We start from the raw sequence: 21,493 nt of genomic DNA, 5'->3' as shown, positions 1-21,493 counted from the left end.
TTTAGAACGTCAGTTCGTCGTCGACGGGTGCGAAGTACGCCTCGATGTCAGCCGCGGTCACCGCGGACAGCGATGCCGGCGACCACTTCGGGTTGCGGTCTTTGTCGACCAGCTGAGCGCGGATGCCCTCCACCAGATCGTGCGAGCGCAGCGACGCCGACGACACCCGATAGTCTTGGGCCAGAACGTCTTCCAGCGTGTCTAGCTTGCCGGCGCGGCGCACGGCCTCCAGCGTCACCGACAGCGCGATGGGGGAGCGGGTCGCGATCAGGTCAGCGGCGTCATTGGCGGGCCCCGCGCCGTGTTTCCGCAGATTGGCGACGATGTCGGCGACGGTGTCGCCGGTATAACACTCGTCGATCCAATCCCGTTGTGCAGCAATGGTACTGGCCGGTGGCTCGATGGCATGGGTGGCGATGGCCTGTGCGACGCCGTCGGCGGCGATCGCCTGGCGTAGCGCGTCCAGCTTGTCGTGCGGTACGTAGTGGTCGGCGAAACCCAGCGCGATCGCGTCGGCGCCGGAGAACGGCGCACCGGTGAGCGCGGCGTGCAGGCCCAACGCTCCCGGCGCCCGCGACAGCAGATAGGCGCTACCGACGTCGGGGATGAAGCCGATACCGACTTCGGGCATCGCCACCTTCGACGTGTCGGTCACCACCCGGGTGTTGGCGTGTGCGCCCACCCCGACCCCACCGCCCATGACGATGCCGTCCATCAGCGACACGTACGGCTTGGGGAAGCGACCGATCTTGGCGTTCAGGAGGTACTCGTCGTGCCAGAACCGTTTCGCCTCGACGCCGTCGGCGCGTGCGCTCTGGTAGATCGCCACCACGTCGCCGCCCGCGCACAGCCCGCGCTCCCCGGTCCCGGACAGCACCACCGCGCCGACCGTGGCGTCCTGCTCCCACGCCGCGAGGACGGCGCTGAGCTGGTCGATCATGGTCTGATTCAGCGAGTTGATCGCCTTCGGGCGATTGAGGGTCACAAAGCCGACACCGTTGTCGACGCGGCTCACAACCTCGTCGGATTCATCCGTCACGCTGAATCGCTTCCTGTTGATGGCGTAGGCCGGGCGCGCCTTCGCCCCCGCGTTGTCGCGCGGAAGAGCGCTACGCCGCTGAGATGCCGCCGTTGACGCTGATCGCTTGTCCAGTCAACCGAGCGGCCGCCGGGCTGCACAGGAACACCGTCAATGCAGCGAGATCGTCGGCTTTCGGCACGCCGAGTTGGGCTTGTTGTGCAGCGCGTGCGAAGAGTTTGCCGCTGAATCCGTCGGCTGTGATGCGCTCCGTCGAGGCGGTGCCGTGGACCAATGACGGCGTGAGTGCGTTGGCGCGGATGCCGTATCGTTTTTCCTCGATGGCGATCGTCCGGGTGAACATCACGATGCCGGCCTTTGCCGCACCGATGATCGTTTCACCCGGTGTGGCCGTCTTGGCCGCGTCCGACGCGACGTTCACGATCACGCCGCCTCGGCGAGTACGCATGCCTGGCAGGACCGCGGCGGCCATATGCATGCAGGGCAGCGCAAGTTCGGTAAGCATCCGACTTATATCAGTCGCTGGAATGTTGATGAACAACTCAGGTCGCACGTCGGCGGCGGTGCTGCACATCAAGATATCGATACCGGACAGGAGCTGATCGGCTTGTGCCGTGACGGCCGCTGCGTCGTTGGAATCGGTTGCGTCACCTGCGATGTAGTGCGCCGTTGCACCTAGTTCGGCGATCGATTTCGCCGCCAGCTGGCCGCGCTCGGCGTTGCGCCCAACGACCGCGATCCGTGGCACGCCGGCTTCGGCCAGTGCGCGGGCCGAAGCCAACCCGATGCCGGCAGTGCCGCCAACGATCAGAGCACTCGACTCGGCGAGGTCTTTGGGCGCCGGCAGAGCGGTTTTGGTATCGGTCATGCATTCGTCCTTCCGGCCGATGCGCGGCGTAGCCACTGAATAAGGTCGGCTATGACATCGGCCCGGTTGACCTCGTTGAGAATCTCATGGCGTGCGTCGTCGTAGACGCGAACGCAAACATCACAGAGTCCTGCAGAGCGATACCGATCCACCAATGCCCATAGCAGGGTGAGCTCGGCGTTGACGGGATCTTTGGAACCGACTGCCACGTATACCGGTAGGTCGCTCGGTATGCGCGCTAACTGACCGGGGTCGGCGAGCCGGCGGGCACCGGCGAACATGTCTTTGAGCGAGGCAGCATCAATCCCGAACCCGCACAATGGGTCAGTAACGTAGGCGTCGACGGCGGCCTCATCGCGAGAAAGCCAATCGAAGTCGGTACGCGCCGGTTGGAACAGAGCGTTGAATGCGGACAGGTCCAGATCGCTGGACAAATCCAACGCCGGCTCCAGAAGGTCCAGAGCGGCAGTTCCCGTCAGAGCTACCGCGTCAACGTCGGAGCCATGGTCTAACAGGAATTGTTGGACGGCAAAGGAGCCCATGCTATGGGCAACTATGCAGACCGGCTCTCGAGGGTGTGATGATCGCGCGTGATCGATCACCGCTGTTAGATCGTCGACGAGTGCCGACCACCCATTAGTGCCGAGATGGCCGGGTTCACGGCTGCCGTCAATCGAACCGCCGTGCCCACGATGGTCATATCCATACACGGCAAAACCCTCGTCGGTGAGCGCCTGAGCAACGTGCTCGTAGCGGCGAATGTGCTCACCCATGCCATGCACCAGCACGACGACCCCCGCGCCGTCCACGTGTGTCCTAGTAGCAGCCCAGTGATAGCCGAGAAGCTGCTGACCTTCCCCGCACCGAAAGCTCGATATCGGTCGTGCCGTCACGACATCTCGTTCATGCGTGGTCGCTTGTGCACGACGAAAGGTCTCGGAACAACACAGCAGTAATATAGTAATGGTCAGACCTATGGTCAAGGTCAGTTGACAAGGCCATCAAAGTTACCCCCATGTCGACGGACGTCCGGCTTTAATATCCAGGTGGAGTCGGGTCATATGGTGGAGTCGGGTCATATGAATGTGGAGTCGGGCCGTGCGGGCGATCTTCCGTGGCGCCGCGTAGGGGTAGCTCCGGCTAATCCGCGACGCCGACCAGGTTCAACGCGACGTCCTCGATCATGTCTTCCTGGCCGCCGACCAGCCCGCGCCGGCCGACCTCGATGAGGATGTCGCGTACGTCGAGATCGTGGTCCCGCGCGGCGCGTTCAGCGTGGCGTAGAAAGCTCGAGTACACACCGGCGTAGCCCAGTGTCAGTGTTTCACGGTCGACTCGGACGGGCCGGTCCTGGATCGGGCGGACCAGATTTTCGGCGGCGTCTTGCAGGGCGAACAGATCGCATCCGTGCTGCCAACCGTATATATCGGCGACGGCGATAAACGCCTCGATGGGGCAATTGCCGGCCCCGGCGCCGTGCCCGCAGAGCGACGCGTCGACGCGAGAGACGCCTTCTTCGACCGCGATAACAGAGTTGGCGACCGAAAGCGAGAGATTTTCGTGGGCGTGGATACCTATCTCCGTGGTCGAGTCCAGCAGGTCGCGGTAGGCGCGCACTCGGTCTCGCACGTCTCGCATCGTCAGGCGTCCACCAGAATCAGTGACATATACGCAGTGCGCACCGGCGTCCTGCATCAGCTTCGCCTGCTGCGCAAGGCAATCGGGTGCCGCCATGTGCGACATCATCAGAAAGCCGGAGGCGTCCATACCTAGGTCGCGTGCTTTGGCGATGTGCTGTTGGGCGATGTCGGCTTCGGTGGCGTGGGTGGCGATGCGCACAGAGGTGACACCGAGGTCGTGGGCGGCCACGAGATCGTGGACGGTGCCGATGCCCGGCAGCAGGAGTGTCGTTAAGCGCGCTCTCGTGATGACCTCGGCCGCGGCGGCGATCCATTGCCCGTCAGTGCAGCTGCCCGGTCCGTAGGTGAGGCTAGAACCCGCCAGACCGTCGCCGTGAGCCACCTCGATGGCCGCAACGCCGGCCGCGTCGACGGCAGCGGCGATGTGGCGCAGCTGCTCGGTCGCCAGCCTATGACGGATGGCGTGCATGCCATCGCGCAGCGTGACGTCTTGTATGTAGAGCGTTGTTGTCATGCGACTCGGTCTTTGGCTCGCGCGCTGAGGCTTTCACCGACACGCAGCGCGGCTGAGGTCATAATGTCAAGATTTCCGGCATACGCGGGTAGGTAATGAGCGGCGCCTTCGACTTCCAAGTAGACCGACACTTGCCAGCTTGGGCGGCCGTGGGTGGGATCTACCAATTCGGCTGCAGGGTCGTTGGTTTCAACACGGCGGAACTGCACCTGTTGTTTCAAGCGGTAGCCAGGCACATAGGTCGCGACGGCATCCACCATTGCGGTGACGTGTTGTTCGAGGCTGCCGAGGTCGCTTTCGCCGACTAGGCAGTGCACGGTATCGCGCATGATCAGGGGTGGATCGGCGGGGTTCAGCACGATGATGGCTTTCGCCCGGCGGGCTTTGCCGACAACCTCGAGCGCGCGTGCGGTGGTCTCGGTGAACTCGTCGATGTTGGCCCGGGTCCCCGGGCCCGCGGACTTCGACGCGATGGAGGCCACGATCTCGGCGTAGAGCACCGGCGTTGTCGCGGCGACCGCAGCGACGATGGGGATGGTGGCCTGCCCGCCGCAGGTCACCATGTTGACGTTCGGGCTGTCGAGGTGCTGATCCAGGTTGACCGTCGGCACGACGAATGGACCTATTGCCGCGGGAGTGAGATCGACCAGCGTCTTGTTGTGGGGGGCTAGAAGACGGACGTTGTCGCGGTGTGCGGTTGCTGAGGTGGCATCGAAAACAACAGCGATGTCATCGAACTCGGGCATGCCGATCAGGCCTTGCACACCGTGCGCTGTCGTCGGTATGCCAAGGCGCTGTGCACGCCGCAACCCGTCGGACGCCGGATCAATGCCGACCATCGCAGCCACCTCCAGGTGCTGAGACAGCCGCAAGACTTTGATGGTCAGATCGGTGCCGATGTTGCCCGAACCGATGACGGCGACCTTGATGCGCGTCATGATGCTGCCTCCTCGAAAGATACTTCGACGGCGCCGATTCCGTCGATTTCGGCGGTGTAGCTGCTTCCCGGTCGCACGGGAACCATGGGTCCCAGGGCGCCAGAGAGCACGATGTGGCCGGCGCGCAGCGGCGAGCCGTTGTCCTGGGCGGTGCGAGCCAGCCAGCGCAACGCGTTGAGCGGGCTGCCCAAGCAGTCCGAGCCCCGGCCGCTGGAGACCACAACACCATCCTGAGTGAGTCGCATCGTGCGCGAGACGAAGTCGAGGTCGGTAGATACCTTCGCTTCAGAGCCCAACACGAACAGCCCGGACGAACCGTTGTCAGCAATGGTGTCGACGATGCTGATCGACCAGTCTTGCACCCGCGAGTCGACGATCTCGATGGCCGGTAAAGCGATGCCCGCGGCGGCCCTGATTTGCGAGTCGGACAAGTCGCCGTCGAGGTCTTCGGTGAGGATGAAGGCAATCTCTGCTTCGACCTTGGGTTGTAGCAGCACGTCCCAGGCGACGACCGCACCTGACGAGAACTGCATGTCGGCGAAGAGCACACCGGAATCCGGTTGGTTAACGCCTAATTGTTGCTGCACCGCCGGAGAGGTCAGGCCGATCTTGTGACCAACGATGTGGCGTCCGCGTCGCAGCGAATCCTCGGTGAGCAAGCGCTGCACCGCGTACGCGGCCGGTACATCTGCTGCGCCTAAGATGTCGCGTACCGGGTCGCATTGCTGGAGTGCGGCGGCGGCAGCGATCAGGCGGTCCGCAGCCACACGAATATCAGCGGTGGTGAGGGTCATCGGAGTTGAGTCCTTCGGTTGGAGAGGGCGTATCAGCCCATGCTGCTGCCGCCGTTGATGTAGATCGTTTGCCCTGTGATGAAGCGGCTGTCCTCGCCGGCGAGAAAGGCAACCGCCGATGCGACCTCGTCCGGACTGCCGGGACGACCTATCGGGATGATGGCAGTACCTTCCTGGACGACCCGCCCCAGGCGCGGCGGCGCCTGGCCAGATTCGAGCAGTGAGGCCAATTCTGGTGTGCGTACGTAACAGGGCGCCACAGTGTTTGCCGTGATTCCGGATCCAGCGAACTCACGTGCCAGGCCGGTGACCATCGCGTGCACGCCGCCCTTAGCGGCGTTGTACATCGCGTGGTCCAGCAGGCCGGTCCGCACCGAATCGGCGCCGATGTTGATGATGCGCCCGTGGTGGCGAGAAACCATGTGCGGCAGAACCGCTCGCACACTGTAGATCGTCGTCCAAAGGTTGTTGTCGATGGTGGCTCGCAGAGTCTCTTCGGTGTGTTCGAGGGTCGGGCGAATAGTCCCGCCGCCGGCATTGTTGACCAGCACATCGACGCCGCCAAGCGCGTCAACGGCCGTAGCGATCAGATCGTCGGCCACACCGGGATCGTCCAGCTCGCCCACGAAACCGTCGACTATCGCCGCGTTGGCGTACACGTGGTCGAGGTCTTCCTTGCTGCGGCTTGCCGCGAAAACGACTGCGCCATCAGCGATGAGGCGCGTCGTGATGCCTAAGCCGATACCGGACGCCGCGCCGGTGACGACGACGGTCCGGCCCCACAGCGGAAGGCTCATAGGATGATCGCCACGTCGGCGACGTCGCGTAGGTCGGTCATGGCGAGCTCTGCGCGCTTGGTCTTGATGCGGAAGGTGTCACCGGCTGGTCGCAGCAGGTAGCGGTAGTGGCCCACATAGCAGCTGGATCGGCGGGCTCGGAATCGCCAGACCGTGAACGACGCGGTGACCGAGATGTCCTCGGCCGATCCGTCGACGCGCACGTTGAAAACTTGGTGATTGGTGCGCGAGTGCGGGTACTCGCGGTGGGCGCGTCGGCTGTTGAGTCGCTCGACTCGGGCTGTTAACCGCGTGAGGTTGTCGTCGATCAGCATCAGATCGCGCGTGGGATCTCCGTCGAGTGCGTCGTTGGAGGGCACCTCGTATTTGGCGTCCTCGTCGAACAGTTGCAACCATTCGTCGAGCGTCCAGGCGTCGAGCAACGCGGCTTCCGTGTAGAGGAAGTCCTCGATCTGTTGACGCGACACCGGGACGGTCGCGGCAGTCACTGGTCACCTCCCAAGTTCGCCGCGGCGCCCATCTGGTGCTGCCAGCGCCGCCAGAACGCGCGCATCTGTTCCTCGTCGTTGGCCATCGGGACACGTCCCATGCCGCGAGAGATGTCGTTCCATTCCACGCCGCCGCTGGCGTATCCGTGCTGGCAGGATTCCAGCGCCTCCAGGTCGTCGGGAGTGGCAAAACCTCCGGGCCCCAGGAAGGTCAGGAAGCTGTCCAATCGGCGATGACGAAGGGGAGCAGGCTCGTTGACCGGAGCGAGCGCCCAGGCGGTGACGTCGACGGCGTCAGGAGCCGACGGATACAGGGTCCGCACGGTCACAGCCATGATGTCGTTGATAACCAGGTTGGGGTAGATCAGCAGGTTGCGGTTTACCTCGGACATGGCGTGCGCGCGCTCCTCGCCGTGGCGGGCGATCAAATCGGCGCGCAGCCGGTCGATCTCGGTGCGTGCTTCCTCGCCGAATAGCGGCTCCCACTTGGCGACCGGGCGCCCCCACGGAGAGCTGTACTCGATCACGGCGTGACCGTTGCCCAGATCGACTTCGCGACCATTGACGCCGCCGCGTAGATCCGTGCCGAGCGACACCAGGTACTTGAAGTAGGTGTCGTGGGTGGACTCGGCGTGATAGCCGTCGAGGCTATTCTCAATCAGCAGCTTCCAGTTGGCTGAAAAGCTGTATTGGTTTGTGCCTCGGACCATTTCGACCGATCCGCCGCAGCCGTCGACGACGAGATCGATGTAGTCTTTGGCGCCGGCCAGATAGCTTGGTAGGTCTTGGATGCCGGGGTCGAAGCTGGCGAAGACGAAGCCGCGGTAGGACTCGACGCGGGTCACCCGCTTGAGCCCCAACTCGTCGAAGTTCACACCGCCGGCGTAGGCGTCGCGATCAGGCACTCCTTTGAGCTGGCCTTCGGAGTTGAACGTCCACGCGTGGTAGAAGCATTGAAATACTTTGGCGTTGCCCGAGTCCTGCCGACAGACGAGTGCTCCACGATGTGTGCAGGTGTTGTGGAAGACGTTGACGTTTCCAGTCTTTGCCCCTCGTACCATGAAGATCGGCCGGCCGCCCACGGGTCGGCGTACAAAGTCGCCCGGTTCGGGGATTTCGGACTCGTGTCCGACGTACAACCACGACTTGGCGAAGATGCGCTCGACCTCGGCCTGGTGGATGGTCGGCGAGGTCATCGCCGACCGATGTACTCGGAACCGCTGGGCAGTCGGGTCGTCGTCGACGATCGGCCGGTATGCGGGAGCCTCGGTCTCTACCGGGCGCCGGGTCTCGGTACCGGTGCTCATGAGCGGCCCAGGTAATCGGTGACCACCGCGGAGAATTCGTTGGCTCGCTCGATCTGAGTCCAATGTCCGCAGGCGCTAAACACGTGCAGGTCGGCGTGGGGCAGCAGTCCCAGCATCGTCATGGAGACCTGCACGGGGACCACTTTGTCTTCGCGGCCATGAACGAGCAGCGTCGGTGTGGTGATGGCGCGCACCTCGCTTTCGGTGATTCCCAGCGCTGATCCGGCGTGTCGCGGGTCGAAGAACATGGCGCGATACGCCTCGTAGGCGCCGTCGGCAATGCTCGCCTGGTAACGGATCTCCACGAGTTCGTCGGTGATCAGCGATGGATTCACGGCGAAGTAGTTGCGCAGCAGATCGCTCATGGCCCGGTGTGAAGGCTCGTAGGCGCGCAGAGCCGCCAGTCCCTCGGTGGGTGTCATCCCGACGCCGGGTGCGCCCATCAGCACCATCTTGGTGATTCGGTCTGGGTGGTCGGCGGCCATCTGCAGCGCGATCCGACCGCCCAACGAATTGCCCACGACCCTAACCGTTTCGATGTCGAGAGCGTCCAGAAATGCCCAAACATGGTCGGTCCAGCAGCGCAGCGAGTAGACGACGTCCTCGGGCCGCTCGGTTGCGCCAAAGCCGACGATATCGGGGGCAACGACACGGAAGTGCTGGGCCAGCGACGGGATATTGAGCTGCCAATTGGCCTGCGCCGAGACTCCGGGTCCGGACCCATGCAGCATGACCACGGTGTCACCCGAACCGGCCTCAAGGTAACTGGTTTGGATGCCACCAGCCTCGATGGTCTTCGTTTCGAACCCAATGCCTGGGACGGTCGATGTCACTGCGCGCCTCCTTCGGTGAACACTGCAAAACACTTGTTCGAGTTGAAGACATCGGTTGTGACGAACTCCGACCACACAAGGTCGAGGCCGAGCTCGTCGACCGCTCCGGTCAAGCAAAACCAGTTGAGCATCTCGTGTTGTCCAGAGGCGACGATGTCGTGGCTCGGAGTGGCTTTCCAGGTGGAGTAGTTCCGGTCGACGAACAGCTGATAGAGCCGCAGGTCGGCGTCGGTGTCAGGTGTGATGTGCCAGGTCTTGTCGGTCAGAAATGCATGCGACCAGCTCGATGAGGCCACCAGCGCGACCCGTAAATCGGTGCTGCGGAAAGCTTGTGCCACGGCCCGGCCCAGCTCGAAACAGCGCGCCGGTGTCGGCCCGGACGGATCGAGTTGTTCGTCGGCGATCTCGGCGAACCGCGCCAGGCCTCCCTGACGTGCGATCGCGTGCTGCCCATAGCAGTTGACCGTGATGGGTATCAGCCGATAGTCGAAGCGGGATCCGGCGTTGGGGTAGTCCAGGAACAGTTGGGTGTTCAGGATCGCGTGTGGGAAAGGTGCTTCGCTGCGCTTGCGGTAGGAGTAGGCGATGTCGAATCCGCTGCTGATGAGGTCGTCGGCGAGTCGGCGGGCCCCCTCGGCGTCGCCGTGCAGGGTGATGGTGGTGTCGTCGGGCAGGCTCCATGCGTTCGGGCTGCCGCGGCGTGTCATCAGTTCGAAGGGGTTGACATCGACATCGCCATAGGCGAGGACGCAAAACGGGGGGACGACCTCTTCGCGAAAGTTCTCGTATTGGTCGTCGCCCCACACAACCACGATGTCCGGCGCAAAGTCGTCGAGGGCGTCGCGGCAGCGAGCAAGGTTCTCCACCAGAAGCTTTCGATGATGCGCTGCTGCGGCGAGGCCGCCGTCGCTACCCCATTCGGCTTGCATCGAGGCGGGCCATGTCGCGGGATCCTTGGCTGGGGCGGGGATGTCGGGGTCAGTGAGCGTCCATCGCAGCAGGTCGGCCATGTGCTCGTCGGTGCCGGCTAGTAGCGGATAGTGGGTCAGGCCCAGGCCCAAGAAGTGCGCCATAGTGCTCCTCTAAATTGGTGCGGCAGATCCGCTGATGCAGATCGGCATGCAGGGTGTTGACGATGTCGTCGACGGGCTGCGGCATCGCGGGAAACGGGTAGTCTGATCCGAAGACGATGTGGTCGTGGCCGAAGACGCCGACCGCTACATGCAGTGCGTCGGTGCTGTAAGTCAGTGAGTCACACCACAATTGGCGGGCCTGCCGACTCGGAAGCATAGATGAGTCGGCAGACGCGCCGGTCAGTGTCGCTCCTTTGTCGAGTCGCCCGATAATGGCTGGCAGTGCGCCTCCGCCATGCGCCAGGCAGATGCGCACGTCGGGCCGGCGTGTGAGCGCGCCGCTGGCGATCAACGCTGCTGCGGCCAGTGCTGTTTCGGTCGGCATCCCGACACCAAAGCCCACGCCCGTGTCAATGACACGCTGGGGTAGGTCCTGGTCTGAGGGGTGGACGAAGACCATGGCGCCGAGTTCGTGCGCGACCCCGAAAAAGCGGTCCAGGCTCGGGTCGCCGAGCTCGGTGTCTCCGACCCGAGTTCCGATCTCGACACCGAGAAACCCGCGCTGGCCCATGCAGCGGCGCAGTTCGTCAACGGCTCGGTCGGGGTCCTGTAGGGCGACGGCGCCTAGCGCGGCGAAGCGGTTCGGATGCTCGGTGGTGACTTTGGCGAAGAACTCGTTTTGTGCGGCCGCGAGTTCAGCGGTTCCGGCTGGCGAAGCGGGATAGCAGAACGTGACCGGAATGGGTGAAAGTACCTGCAGCGCAACGCCGTCCCGGTCCATGTCGATGATTCGAGCGTGCGGTGACCAGCACCGGTGATCGATGCGCCGATATGGAACCCCACCGAACAGCAGCTCTGCTTCGGTCTCGCTGTCACGCTCGAGGCTGGGCCAGTGGTCATGCGGATAGCGACGCCCCAGATCGGGCAGGTCAGCGTCGATGGCGTGGGTGTGGACATCGACGAGGCCGGCAGGAACGGTTAGCTCGGCGTTGATGATTGGCTCCGCACAACGTTGTGATGGTCGGTTTCTCCGAGAATAATGAACATGCATACACAATTCAAGATATATATGCACAATGTTGTGGATCACACCGCGGCGGTGGTAGATGTAGCAGGCATGCAAGCAGGATCGGGCCCGGGGCCGAGCACGGCGGTGACCGGTGGGGTCAGCTCACGGGTGCTGCGGTGTGTGAGGAGTGCGATCCGGGTCGTCGGCGCGGATCAGGTCCTGATCATGGCGATTGATCGCCTCCACGAACGACACCTGATCGTGCAGCGCAATCGCGGCCACGATGTCGTCGTGAACGTCCAGACTCCGGGCGAGCATCGGTTCGTAATCCGGGATGAACACCACGCGACTGAGCACCGCCTTGATGCTGGTCACGACGAGCTGGTGCATCCCTTCCAGGACGGGGATGTGGGCGGCGGCGGCGACGACGCGGTGAAACGCCAGAACGGAGTCGAAAAATTCAGCAGCGTGTGCGCTGGCGCGCATCGTGACCATGGCCGATCTCATGGCAGCGACGTCGTCGCCCGTCGCGCGTTCAAACGCAGCCTTGGTCATGCCGAACTCGAGATACAACCGGGCTTCGAACAGGTCCAACGGATGAGGGGTCGACGTCTGAAACCAGAGGTCAAGCGCTCCCAGCCGCACTTGCGCGGGTGCGCTCGCTACGGTGATTCCGCCGCCTGGTCCGGGCCGAACATGCACCAGATCGCGATCACGCAAGATGCGCAGCGCCTCGTTCATGACCGTCGGGCTGATGCCGAAGCGGTCCATGATTTCCGAGCGGCGCCCCAGGTGGGACCCGACCGGAAGCCGCGCACTGAGGATCTCGTGTTCCAGATCGGCCGCGACGCGTTCAGCCCGAGATGACCGCAACGCGGGATCGCGACGTTCCACGCGCCCTCCTTCGAATCGCCGCGGCCCGGTCTCGGTGCCGTCACCGCAAGTTTCCCAGATGAACCGACGTGAGGAGCCCCGCCCGATGGACCCGACAGCTGGCCGAGCAGCCTACCGCGCCGCCCGCGACATCTTGGTCCAACACCGCGATGACTATGACCGCGCCGCCGCAGCCTTTCGGTGGCCGGCCCTCGGAGAACGGTTCAATTGGGCACTGGACTGGTTCGACCCGCTCGCCGTAGGCAATCCGCGGTGTGCGCTGCGCATCATCGGCGAGGACGGCTCAGATGATTTCTACTCGTACGCCGAGATGGCCTCACGCTCTGATCGGCTCGCCACCTCGCTGGCCGCTGGCGGCGTTATGGCGGGCGACCGTGTGATGGTGATGCTGGGCAATCAGGTCGAGCTCTGGGATTCGATGCTGGCGCTCATGAAACTGGGCGCCGTGATCCTGCCGACCACGACCGCGTTGGGACCCGACGACGTCGCCGATCGGGTGACTCGCGGCGCGGTGCGTCATGTCATCACCTCTGCCGATCAGGTTGTCAAATTCGCCGCCATCCCAGGAGATTTCGGACGGATCGCGATCGGCGATGCCCCTGCCGCGTGGCGAACCTACGGGCTCGCTGACGCTGCCGGCCCGCGCTCGGCGCTGGCGACCGCCACACGCGCGAAGGATCCGATGTTGATCTACTTCACCTCTGGCACCACCAGCCAGCCAAAGCTCGTCGAGCACACCCACCAGTCGTACTCCATCGGGCACATGTCGACGATGTATCTTCTTGGACTGCGTCCCGGCGACGTACACCTCAACATCAGCGCCTCGGGCTGGGCCAAGCACGCGTGGAGTTCCCTGTTCGCGCCGTGGATCGCCGAGTCCACGGTGTTGGTCTATAAATACGCGCGGTTCGACGCATCGCGATTCCTGACGATGCTGCGACAGGCTGATGTCTCGTCGCTGTGTGCTCCGCCGACGGTGTGGCGGATGCTCATTCAGGCCACACTGGGTACCAAGCCGGCGATGCTCAGAGAGTTGCTCAGCGCTGGAGAACCCCTGAACGCTGAGGTCATCGCGCACGTTCACAAACACTGGGGACTGACCGTTCGCGACGGGTTCGGGCAGACCGAGACGACGGCACTGATCGGCAATACTCCGGGATCTCTGGTGAAGCCTGGCTCGATGGGCCGCCCGCTGCCCGGCGTTGATATCGAGCTTGTTGACCCGCTGACAGGCCAGCCCGCCAGTGAGGGTGAGATTTGTTTGCGACTTCATCCCCGGCCCGTGAACCTGATGGCCGGCTACCTGGGCGACGAGGGTAGCAATGGCGTGAACTCTGGCGATGGTTACTACCACACCGGCGACGTAGCTATTCGCGACACCGACGGGTACTTTACCTACGTCGGGCGCACCGACGATGTCTTCAAGTCATCCGACTATAAGATCTCGCCATTCGAATTGGAAAGTGTGCTCCTCGAACATCCGGCAGTGGCCGAGGCGGCGGTGGTCCCAGCTCCTGACCCGATCCGGCTGGCGGTGCCCAAGGCTTACATCAGCCTGGCGGCCGGCTGGGCGCCAGATAAGGCCACCGCTAACGAGATCTTCGTCCACGCGCACCGAAAGCTTGCGCCCTATCAACGTATTCAGCGGATTGAATTCATCGAGTTGCCGAAAACCACCTCCGGCAAAATTCGACGAAAAGACCTGCGGGCTCGGGAGAACGACACTGAGTCCTCGGATGCGAGGCAGGAATACCGCGCCCGCTGACCGCCGCAGATCACCCCGCAGACCGGAAATTGACGCCTGCGACTGCGACCTGACAGAAGCTGGAAACTCCCCACGCTGCCCGATCGCTGTTGAAATACCGGGATGGGCTGAGCGTCGCGGGTCGGCGTCTGGGCCGTTGCCAATCCGCACCGCTGCCGCGAGTGGCGTCCGGGGCTTAACGCAGATAGGGCGTACTACTTCACGCTACAGCGCTGACATTGAACAGGCTATTAGCGGGAAAGTGCAGAATGCAACGCGGACCTGTCGGCCGGGGCCGACCGGGCGAAGCGCAGTTCAGGCGAAACGCGGCGCCACCGAGCATTCCGTGGTTTGCGCGGTACAAACTCACAACCGCTACGGCATATCAGCTGACTGCTTCCTAATTTGACGCATGAACAGCAACGTCTAGCTCGGCGGATCTCCGAACAGAAAGTGACTCTGATGGGAGACCGATAATCCCTCGTGGTGGAGCAGTCGAAGTGCGCACACCGTCGATAGCGTTCCCGTCATGCCGCAGGCGGAACCCGATGATACGCAGATAAAGGTTCGGACGGCCCCAACGGGCTGCGTGCCGGTCTGCCTGCTCGATCCAGGTGTAGCGCGAAAACAGTACCGCCGACGCGCCGCGGCCACGCGCCGACCACCGGCTGCGCATCGATCCGTGCAGCAACAGTTCGACGCGGCGACAACCGCTTCCCGTTGCGGCCCATTGACGACCATTCGGTGGGGGCACACATGGTGACCTTGGCGTCCCATCCGCTCACCAAGCCGATTCGCGGATTGGGCGACTTCTTCTCCATGACGGCCGAGACGTTCGCGGCGATGGTCAAGCCCCCCTTCGCGTGGCGCGAATACCTACTCCAGTGCTGGTTTGTGGCGCGGGTGTCGACCGTGCCCGGGGTGTTGATGTCGATCCCGTGGGCGGTAATTTCGGGATTCCTGTTCAACGTCTTGCTCGCCGACATGGGCGCTGCAGATTTTTCCGGCACAGGTTGCGCGATTTTCACCGTCGACCAGAGCGCGCCGATCGTGACGGTGTTGGTGATTGCCGGCGCGGCGTCCACCGCCATGTGCGCCGATCTGGGTGCACGGACGATTCGCGAGGAGCTCGACGCACAGCGCGTCATGGGGATCAATCCAATCCAGGCACTCGTCGTGCCGCGTGTCCTTGCGTCGACGACGGTGTCGCTGGCGCTGAGCTCGGTGGTCATCGCGGCCGGACTAGTCGCCGCGTTCTTCTGTTCGGTGTTTCTCATGCACGTCTCGGCTGGCGCATGGGTAACAGGCCTGACCACCCTGACCCACATGGCCGATGTCGTCATCTCGATGATCAAGGCGACGCTCTTCGGGCTCGCGGCAGGACTGATCGCCTGTTACAAGGGCGTCTCTGTTGGCGGTGGGCCGGCCGGCGTTGGCAACGCGGTGAACGAAACCGTGGTGTTCGCCTTCATCGTGTTGTTCCTGACCAACATCGTCGTCACCGCCGTGACTATCTCGTTCATCGTTACGTGAGGTGAAATCGTGGTTCTAAGTACGCCGAGCAAGCTTCACCCGCGACTTATGGCAATGCCGAAAGGCTTTGCACGCGAGTGGAACCGGATTGGGTCGCAGACGCGTTTCTATGTGACCACTCTGATGGGGATTCCTGATGCCGTCCTGCGCTACCGCTCCGAGTTGCTACGGCTGATCGCGCAAATGGGGATGGGAAGCGGAGCTCTTGCGGTCATCGGCGGAACGGTCGTGATCCTGGGCTTCTTGACGATGACCACTGGCGCCATCGTGGCGGTGCAGGGCTACAACCAGTTTGAATCCGTCGGCGTGGAAGCCCTCACCGGGTTCGCGTCGGCATTTTTCAACCCCCGCGAGATTCAGCAGGGAACCGTCATGGTCGCGCTGGCGGCCACCATCGGAGCCGCCAGCACAGCTCAACTAGGCGCAATGCGGATCAACGAGGAAATCGACGCGCTCGAGGTGGTCGGCATCCGCAGCGTGAGCTACCTCGCGAGCACCCGAGTCGTGGCCGGGATGGTCGTGGCACTGCCGCTGTTCTGTGTGGGCCTGATGACGGCGTTCTTCGCCGCACGCAACCTCACGGTCGCCATCTACGGGCAGGGTTCGGGCGTCTACGACCACTACTTCAACACCTACCTCAGTACGACAGACCTGCTGTGGTCGGTGTTTGAAGCCGAAGCAGCGGCGTTGATGATCATGCTGGTCTGCACCTACTACGGCTACACCGCCAGCGGCGGGCCGGCCGGAGTGGGCGAAGCCGTGGGCCGCGCCGTGCGCGCCTCGATGGTCGCCGGATCAATCCTGATCGTCGTCATGACGTTCGCGATCTACGGCAAGACCGGCAACTTCCATTTGGCGAGCTAACGGCATGAAATCCGGGAAGATCAGGTATGGAGAGCACCGCGTGCACGCGGGGTGGTGGACGGTCGGCCTTCTGACGTTGATCGGCACCGTCCTGTTTGTCGCGTGGGCTTCCTTTCAGGGCACCTTCCGCTCCTCTGTGCCGGTCACGTTGACGGCAGATCGCTCTGGGCTGGTGATGGAAACCGACGCCAAGGTCATGCTGCGCGGCGTGCAAGTAGGGCACGTTACCCAAATCGACAGCCGAAACGGCGGCGCCGGTCTCAAGCTGGACATCGACTCCGATCAGGTGCGATACATCCCGGCGAACGTAGAGGCAAAGATCGCCGTCACAACGGTTTTCGGCGCCAAGTTCGTCGACCTGATTCCACCCGAGCATCCGAGCCCTAAACGTCTGGCCGCCGGCGCTGTTCTGCATTCGAGCAACGTGACTAGCGAGGTGAATACCGTCTTCGAAAACGTCGTCGATCTGCTCAAGATGGTCGATCCGCAAAAGCTCAACGCGGTTTTGACCGCGGTGGCCGACGGGGTGCGCGGACGAGGCCAGCGCATCGGCGAGGCCACCACCGATCTGAACGAGGTGCTCCAGGCGGTCAACGCCCGCAGCCGTACCCTCGACCGCGATTGGCGCTCACTGACCGACTTCAACAAGGCCTATGACGCTGCAGCGCAGGACATCACAGCGATTCTGGATGCCGCGACCACCACCAGCGCCACAGTCGTGAGTCACCAGAAAGCGCTGGACAGCTTGCTGCTCGACGTGGTTGGGCTGTCCAAGGCCGGAACCAACCTGCTCGGCCCCACGCGAAACAGCTTCATCACGTCGGTCAACAACCTGGAACCCACGACAAACCTGCTGCTGCAGTACAACCCCGAGTACACCTGCTTCGTGCAGGGCGCAGCGTGGTTCCTCGACCACGGCGGTGAGCAAGTCTGGGGCGGCGATGGTCGCTCAACTGTGCTCGACGCGACCTTGCAGCTGGGTAACGACCCCTACATCTACCCCGACAATCTGCCCGTTGTCGCGGCCAAGGGAGGACCAGGCGGCAAGCCAGGATGCGGGTCGTTACCTGATCCCACGAAGAACTTCCCGGTGCGACAGATGATCACCAACACCGGGTGGGGGACCGGGGTTGATATCAGACCGAACCCGGGCCTCGGGCATCCCTGCTGGGTTGACTACCTGCCCGTCACCCGAGGCATTCCGCAGCCGGTCAGCATCCGCCAGTGCATACCAGGTCCCGCGCCGGGGCCGCCCGGGCCGGCGCCCTACGGGGCACCGCTCTACGGGCCGGGTGGGGTTCCGCTGTGGCCGGGGATACCGCCGGCACCACTGAGTCCCGCGCCGCCGGGGCCAGGGACACCGCCGTGAGCGCCAACAATCCGCGTGACGAGGAGGAGATGCTGTGAAGGACAACCTGAGAGGCGTTGTCGTACGCCTCAGCATCTTCATGACGATCTGCGGTCTGGTGGCGTTCGTGCTGCTGACCGTCTTCGCGCAGTTCCGGTTCGGCGGCGGCCAGACCTACACCGCTGAGTTCGCCAACGTCTCAGGGCTTAAGAAGGGCAATCTGGTCCGAATCGCCGGCGTCGAGGTCGGCAAGGTCAGCGACATCGCTGTCAACGAGGACGCGACCGTCCGGGTCGATTTCACCGCCGCGCCATCGGCCGTGCTGACCGAAGGCACCCGCGCGGTCATCCGCTACGACGACCTGATCGGTGGCCGCTACCTCGGACTGGAGGAGGGGGCCGGCAGCCCGAAAGTCCTTCGCCCCGGCCAGACCATCCCACTGGCCCGCACCCAACCGGCCCTGGACCTCGAGTCGGTGATGGGCGGCTTGCGGCCATTGTTTCGGACGCTGAAGCCGCAGCAGGTCAACGCGCTAAGCGGCCAGCTGATGTCAGCCCTGCAGGGCGAGGGAGCCACGATCGGCACCTTTCTGGACGAGGCAGCGGCGGCAACCAACACGCTGGCCGACCGCGATCTGCTGATCGGTCAGGTCGTCGACAACCTCAACGTCGTGCTGGGATCGCTGGGCGGCCAAAGCAACCAGCTCGACAAAGCCGTCATGTCGTTGTCGGGACTGATCCACGGCCTGGCGGAACGCAAAACCGACATCACCAACGCGGTGGCCTACACCAACGCGGCCACCGGCAGCATCGCCGATTTGCTTGCCCACGCCCGCGAGCCGCTTCAGAAAGTGGTGCACGAAACCGACCGCGTCGCAGGAACCGTGATGGCCGATCACGACAGCGTCGACAACTTGCTCAACGTGCTGCCCGACAAGTACCGGGCGCTCAACCGTCAGGCAATGTACGGCGACTTCTTCAGCTTCTATTTCTGCGACGTCGTCTTGAAGCTGAACGGCAAGGGCGGCGAGCCGGTATTTGTGAAAGTGGCCGGGCAGCCGACGGGGCGGTGCACCCCGAAATGAGGAAACCACTCTCGCAACGCAACCCGTTGATTGTGGGCGCCATCGGCATCGTGGTGACAGCCGGGCTGGTGATGGGCGCGCTGCAATGGCAGGAGCTGCCGTTTTTAAAACAGGGCAAGGAATTTTCGGCGTACTTCGCCGATGCCGGTGGCCTGTTCGGCGGAGCAGGCGTGGAGGTCTCGGGCTATCCGGTGGGGAAAGTATCCAGCATCGCCCTACAAGAGTCCGGCGTGCTGGTCCAGTTCAACATCGCCAGCAACATTCACCTCGGTGAGCTGACCGAAGCGGCGATCAAGGCCAAAAGCCTCCTCGGCGCCAAAATTCTTGAGGTCACACCACGCGGCGGCGGCCAACTGGCCGGTCCGATCCCGATCGAACGGACAACGTCGCCCTATCAATTGCCCGACGCCCTGGGCGATTTGACCACCACCATCAGCGGGCTCGACACGCACCTGCTGTCCGACTCATTAGCCACCCTGGCGCGCACCTTTGCCGACACCCCGCCGGACCTCAAGAACGCGGTCCAAGGCGTTGCCCGGTTCGCGCAAACCCTCGACAGCCGCGACGCGCAGCTGCGCAGCCTGCTCGACAACGCGGCCAAGGCCACCGGAGTGCTGGCCAAGCGCACCGACCAAGTCGTCGGTTTGGTGCGCGACACCAACGCGCTGCTGGCGCAGCTACGCACGCAAAGCTCCGCCCTGGACCAAATCACCGTCAACATCTCCGCGGTGTCACGGCAATTAAAGGGGCTGATCAGCGAGAACCGTCAGCAACTGCAGCCCGCGCTGGACAAGCTCAATGGAGTGCTGACCATCGTCGACAACCGCAAGGAGCGCATCCAGCAGGCCATCAAGGGGCTGAACACCTACGCTATGTCGCTGGGCGAGTCCCTGGCCTCGGGGCCGTTCTTCAACGCCTACGTGGCCAACGTGTTACCGGGTCAATTCCTGCAACCATTCATCAGTTCGGCGTTCTCCGACCTGGGGCTGGACCCCGCGACCCTGCTGCCGTCGCAGATCACCGACCCGCAAACCGGCCAGGCCGGAACCCCGCCGCTACCGGTGCCCTACCCCCGGACCGGCCAGGGTGGCCCGCCTCGCACGTCGATCCCGGACGCGATCACCGGCAACCCTGCCGACCACCCGTGCGGTCCGCCTGGCGCGGCATTGCCGGGCCCTGGCTGCTACCCCTACCGGCAGCCGCCGCCGGCCCCGCCGCCTGGCGGACCGCCACCCGGCGGCCCCGCTGTCCCCATTCCCGCTCCGACATCCCCGCCGATCAACGTCGACGTGGGGCCACCAAACCAGCCGGGAGGTCAACCGTGACGGAGTGGCTGTCTTACCTGCGCCAGTCGGCCGCGGCGGCGGTCCGTCACGCTCGTCTGGCGTTGGCAACCACCCTTTCGGTGGTGCTGGCTGCAGGAGTGTTCGCTGCCATGCGCGCCTCCGACCAGAATGCACGCGTCACGGTGGTCGCCTATTTCGACAACAGCAGCGGCGTTTTCCCGGGCGACGACGTCCGTATCCGCGGGGTCCCGGTGGGCAAGGTCGAAAAGATCGAGCCGCAGCCGCTGCGTTCCAAGATCACGTTCTGGTTCGACCGGCACTACAAGGTTCCTGCAGACGCCAAGGCCGCGATTTTGTCGCCTCAACTGGTGACCGGCCGGGCCATCCAGCTCACGCCGCCCTACACGCATGGCCCCACCATGGGTAGCGGTGCAACCATTCCGCAGGACCGCACGGCGGTGCCGGTCGAGTGGGACGAAGTGCGTGCGCAGCTCGAGCGCCTCACCGACATGCTGCAGCCCACCAAACCAGGTGGGGTAAGCACCCTGGGTGAACTGATCAACAGTGGGGCCGACAACCTACGCGGACAGGGAGCCAACATCCGCGACACCGTCATCAAGTTGTCGCAGGCGGTGTCGGCGCTCGGTGACCACAGCAAGGACATCTTCGGCACCGTGAAGAACCTGTCGGTCTTGGTTACGGCGCTGCGCGATAGCAGCGGACTACTCAGCCAGTTGAACAACAACTTGGCCAGTGCATCGTCGCTGCTGGCCGACGATCCGAACAAGGTCAGCAGGGCCGTCGAGGACCTCAACGCAGTCGTCGGTGACGTCCAAAGCTTCATCGCGGACAACCGGGAGGCCGTCGGCACCGCTTCGGACAAATTGACGTCGATCAGCACCGCAGTGGTCGGCAGTCTCGACGACATCAAGCAGACCCTGCACATCGCTCCGACGCCGCTGGTGAACCTGTACAACATTTACGAACCCGCCAACGGCGCGTTGACCGGCGCGCTGCAGATCAACAACTTCGCCAACCCGCTGCAGTTCTTCTGCGGCGCCATCCAGGCGGCCTCCCGATTGGGTGCCGAGCAGGCGTCGAAGCTGTGCGTGCAGTACCTGGCGCCGATCATGAAGACCCGCCAGTACAACTTCCCGCCGATCGGCGAAGACTTGTTTGTCGGCGCGCAGGCCAGGCCCAATGAGGTCACCTACAGCGAGAACTGGATGCGACCTGACTACGTTCCGCCGGCTGCTGCTCCCACAACCGCGCCGCCCCCGGCGGCGGGTTCGGCCGCGCCCTCAGGGTCGCCGCCCTTGCCCGCCGAAGCGCCGCCCCAGTCGAGCCCGACGGTCCCCACCAACCCAGCGGCTGGCTTGTCCGGCATGATGGTGCCTCCCGGAGCCGGCTCATGAGGCGTAACCGTTGGGGCCGCATCGT

Annotated in this window: 20 protein-coding genes; 7 read left to right on the top strand and 13 right to left on the bottom strand. The window is 63.9% G+C overall.

The genetic code is table 11. The features are described 5' to 3' along the window. Position 1 precedes the first annotated feature (1 nt). From B8W69_RS03860 to B8W69_RS03800, 13 genes are all read right to left on the bottom strand, one after another. On the bottom strand, positions 2-1,039 hold the full coding sequence (locus B8W69_RS03860) for an enoyl-CoA hydratase/isomerase family protein (protein ID WP_085288659.1): 1,038 nt from the start codon (positions 1,037-1,039) through the stop codon (positions 2-4). Positions 1,040-1,109: 70 nt separating this feature from the next. Further along, positions 1,110-1,907: an SDR family NAD(P)-dependent oxidoreductase gene (locus B8W69_RS03855; RefSeq protein ID WP_085288658.1), complete on the bottom strand. Its 798-nt coding sequence runs from the start codon at positions 1,905-1,907 to the stop codon at positions 1,110-1,112. Then, complete coding sequence (locus B8W69_RS03850; protein ID WP_245843096.1) at positions 1,904-2,716, bottom strand: alpha/beta hydrolase; 813 nt, start codon at positions 2,714-2,716, stop codon at positions 1,904-1,906. The genes B8W69_RS03855 and B8W69_RS03850 overlap by 4 nt, the downstream gene beginning before the upstream one ends. A 331-nt stretch (positions 2,717-3,047) precedes the next feature. Beyond that, entirely contained in the window at positions 3,048-4,061 is a 1,014-nt protein-coding gene (gene dmpG / locus B8W69_RS03845; protein WP_085288657.1) for a 4-hydroxy-2-oxovalerate aldolase, read from the bottom strand. Further along, on the bottom strand, positions 4,058-4,999 hold the full coding sequence (locus B8W69_RS03840; protein ID WP_085288656.1) for an acetaldehyde dehydrogenase (acetylating): 942 nt from the start codon (positions 4,997-4,999) through the stop codon (positions 4,058-4,060). The genes dmpG and B8W69_RS03840 overlap by 4 nt, the downstream gene beginning before the upstream one ends. Continuing rightward, positions 4,996-5,793: a 2-keto-4-pentenoate hydratase gene (locus tag B8W69_RS03835; protein WP_085288655.1), complete on the bottom strand. Its 798-nt coding sequence runs from the start codon at positions 5,791-5,793 to the stop codon at positions 4,996-4,998. The genes B8W69_RS03840 and B8W69_RS03835 overlap by 4 nt, the downstream gene beginning before the upstream one ends. 32 nt (positions 5,794-5,825) lie before the next feature. After that, positions 5,826-6,590: an SDR family NAD(P)-dependent oxidoreductase gene (locus tag B8W69_RS03830; RefSeq protein ID WP_085288654.1), complete on the bottom strand. Its 765-nt coding sequence runs from the start codon at positions 6,588-6,590 to the stop codon at positions 5,826-5,828. Then, positions 6,587-7,078: an aromatic-ring-hydroxylating dioxygenase subunit beta gene (locus B8W69_RS03825; RefSeq protein ID WP_085288653.1), complete on the bottom strand. Its 492-nt coding sequence runs from the start codon at positions 7,076-7,078 to the stop codon at positions 6,587-6,589. The genes B8W69_RS03830 and B8W69_RS03825 overlap by 4 nt, the downstream gene beginning before the upstream one ends. Continuing rightward, entirely contained in the window at positions 7,075-8,385 is a 1,311-nt protein-coding gene (locus B8W69_RS03820) for an aromatic ring-hydroxylating oxygenase subunit alpha (protein WP_085288652.1), read from the bottom strand. Before B8W69_RS03820 ends, B8W69_RS03825 begins: the two co-directional genes overlap by 4 nt. Next, positions 8,382-9,218 carry an alpha/beta fold hydrolase gene (locus B8W69_RS03815; RefSeq protein ID WP_245843095.1) on the bottom strand — a complete coding sequence of 279 codons (837 nt, stop codon included), beginning with the start codon at positions 9,216-9,218 and terminating at the stop codon, positions 8,382-8,384. Before B8W69_RS03815 ends, B8W69_RS03820 begins: the two co-directional genes overlap by 4 nt. Then, positions 9,215-10,291, bottom strand: coding sequence for a DODA-type extradiol aromatic ring-opening family dioxygenase (locus B8W69_RS03810; protein WP_085288651.1), 1,077 nt, complete (start codon positions 10,289-10,291; stop codon positions 9,215-9,217). The genes B8W69_RS03815 and B8W69_RS03810 overlap by 4 nt, the downstream gene beginning before the upstream one ends. Beyond that, positions 10,197-11,381 (bottom strand): amidohydrolase family protein, encoded by a 1,185-nt coding sequence (locus B8W69_RS03805; RefSeq protein ID WP_245843094.1) that lies wholly within the window; start codon positions 11,379-11,381, stop codon positions 10,197-10,199. The genes B8W69_RS03810 and B8W69_RS03805 overlap by 95 nt, the downstream gene beginning before the upstream one ends. Before the next feature lie 81 nt (positions 11,382-11,462). Then, a complete protein-coding gene (locus tag B8W69_RS03800; RefSeq protein ID WP_085288649.1) occupies positions 11,463-12,194 on the bottom strand; it encodes a FadR/GntR family transcriptional regulator in 732 nt (243 codons plus the stop codon). A gap of 85 nt (positions 12,195-12,279) precedes the next feature. On the opposite strand from B8W69_RS03800, the gene B8W69_RS03795 reads away from it, so the two are divergent. The 7 genes from B8W69_RS03795 (at position 12,280) to B8W69_RS03765 (ending at position 21,468) form a co-directional block, all read left to right on the top strand. After that, positions 12,280-13,959, top strand: a complete 1,680-nt coding sequence (locus tag B8W69_RS03795) for an AMP-binding protein (protein WP_085288648.1) — start codon at positions 12,280-12,282, stop codon at positions 13,957-13,959. Between the two features lie 735 nt (positions 13,960-14,694). Beyond that, positions 14,695-15,471, top strand: a complete 777-nt coding sequence (locus B8W69_RS03790) for an MlaE family ABC transporter permease (protein ID WP_085288647.1) — start codon at positions 14,695-14,697, stop codon at positions 15,469-15,471. Positions 15,472-15,519: 48 nt separating this feature from the next. After that, on the top strand, positions 15,520-16,335 hold the full coding sequence (locus B8W69_RS03785; protein WP_085288646.1) for an ABC transporter permease: 816 nt from the start codon (positions 15,520-15,522) through the stop codon (positions 16,333-16,335). A 4-nt stretch (positions 16,336-16,339) separates the two neighbouring features. Next, positions 16,340-17,704, top strand: a complete 1,365-nt coding sequence (locus B8W69_RS03780) for an MCE family protein (RefSeq protein ID WP_085288645.1) — start codon at positions 16,340-16,342, stop codon at positions 17,702-17,704. Between the two features lie 34 nt (positions 17,705-17,738). Next, positions 17,739-18,767 carry an MCE family protein gene (locus B8W69_RS03775; protein WP_085288644.1) on the top strand — a complete coding sequence of 343 codons (1,029 nt, stop codon included), beginning with the start codon at positions 17,739-17,741 and terminating at the stop codon, positions 18,765-18,767. After that, positions 18,764-20,092, top strand: a complete 1,329-nt coding sequence (locus tag B8W69_RS03770) for an MCE family protein (protein WP_085288643.1) — start codon at positions 18,764-18,766, stop codon at positions 20,090-20,092. Before B8W69_RS03775 ends, B8W69_RS03770 begins: the two co-directional genes overlap by 4 nt. Continuing rightward, positions 20,089-21,468 carry a virulence factor Mce family protein gene (locus B8W69_RS03765; protein WP_439330582.1) on the top strand — a complete coding sequence of 460 codons (1,380 nt, stop codon included), beginning with the start codon at positions 20,089-20,091 and terminating at the stop codon, positions 21,466-21,468. Before B8W69_RS03770 ends, B8W69_RS03765 begins: the two co-directional genes overlap by 4 nt. Positions 21,469-21,493: the final 25 nt, after the last annotated feature.

It is taken from the genome of Mycolicibacterium vulneris, from assembly GCF_002104765.1.
Taxonomy (GTDB): domain Bacteria; phylum Actinomycetota; class Actinomycetes; order Mycobacteriales; family Mycobacteriaceae; genus Mycobacterium; species Mycobacterium vulneris.
Note: the sequence above shows the minus strand (reverse complement) of the source record. Positions and strands in the feature narration are given on the sequence as shown.

Coding starts and splice junctions, on each gene's coding strand:
- B8W69_RS03855 (WP_085288658.1), bottom strand. CDS start 1,907: ATGACCGATACCAAAACCGCTCTGCCGGCGCCCAAAGACCTCGCCGAG.
- dmpG (WP_085288657.1), bottom strand. CDS start 4,061: ATGACAACAACGCTCTACATACAAGACGTCACGCTGCGCGATGGCATG.
- B8W69_RS03840 (WP_085288656.1), bottom strand. CDS start 4,999: ATGACGCGCATCAAGGTCGCCGTCATCGGTTCGGGCAACATCGGCACC.
- B8W69_RS03835 (WP_085288655.1), bottom strand. CDS start 5,793: ATGACCCTCACCACCGCTGATATTCGTGTGGCTGCGGACCGCCTGATC.
- B8W69_RS03830 (WP_085288654.1), bottom strand. CDS start 6,590: ATGAGCCTTCCGCTGTGGGGCCGGACCGTCGTCGTCACCGGCGCGGCG.
- B8W69_RS03820 (WP_085288652.1), bottom strand. CDS start 8,385: ATGAGCACCGGTACCGAGACCCGGCGCCCGGTAGAGACCGAGGCTCCC.
- B8W69_RS03810 (WP_085288651.1), bottom strand. CDS start 10,291: ATGGCGCACTTCTTGGGCCTGGGCCTGACCCACTATCCGCTACTAGCC.
- B8W69_RS03795 (WP_085288648.1), top strand. CDS start 12,280: ATGGACCCGACAGCTGGCCGAGCAGCCTACCGCGCCGCCCGCGACATC.
- B8W69_RS03790 (WP_085288647.1), top strand. CDS start 14,695: ATGGTGACCTTGGCGTCCCATCCGCTCACCAAGCCGATTCGCGGATTG.
- B8W69_RS03785 (WP_085288646.1), top strand. CDS start 15,520: ATGGCAATGCCGAAAGGCTTTGCACGCGAGTGGAACCGGATTGGGTCG.
- B8W69_RS03780 (WP_085288645.1), top strand. CDS start 16,340: ATGAAATCCGGGAAGATCAGGTATGGAGAGCACCGCGTGCACGCGGGG.
- B8W69_RS03770 (WP_085288643.1), top strand. CDS start 18,764: ATGAGGAAACCACTCTCGCAACGCAACCCGTTGATTGTGGGCGCCATC.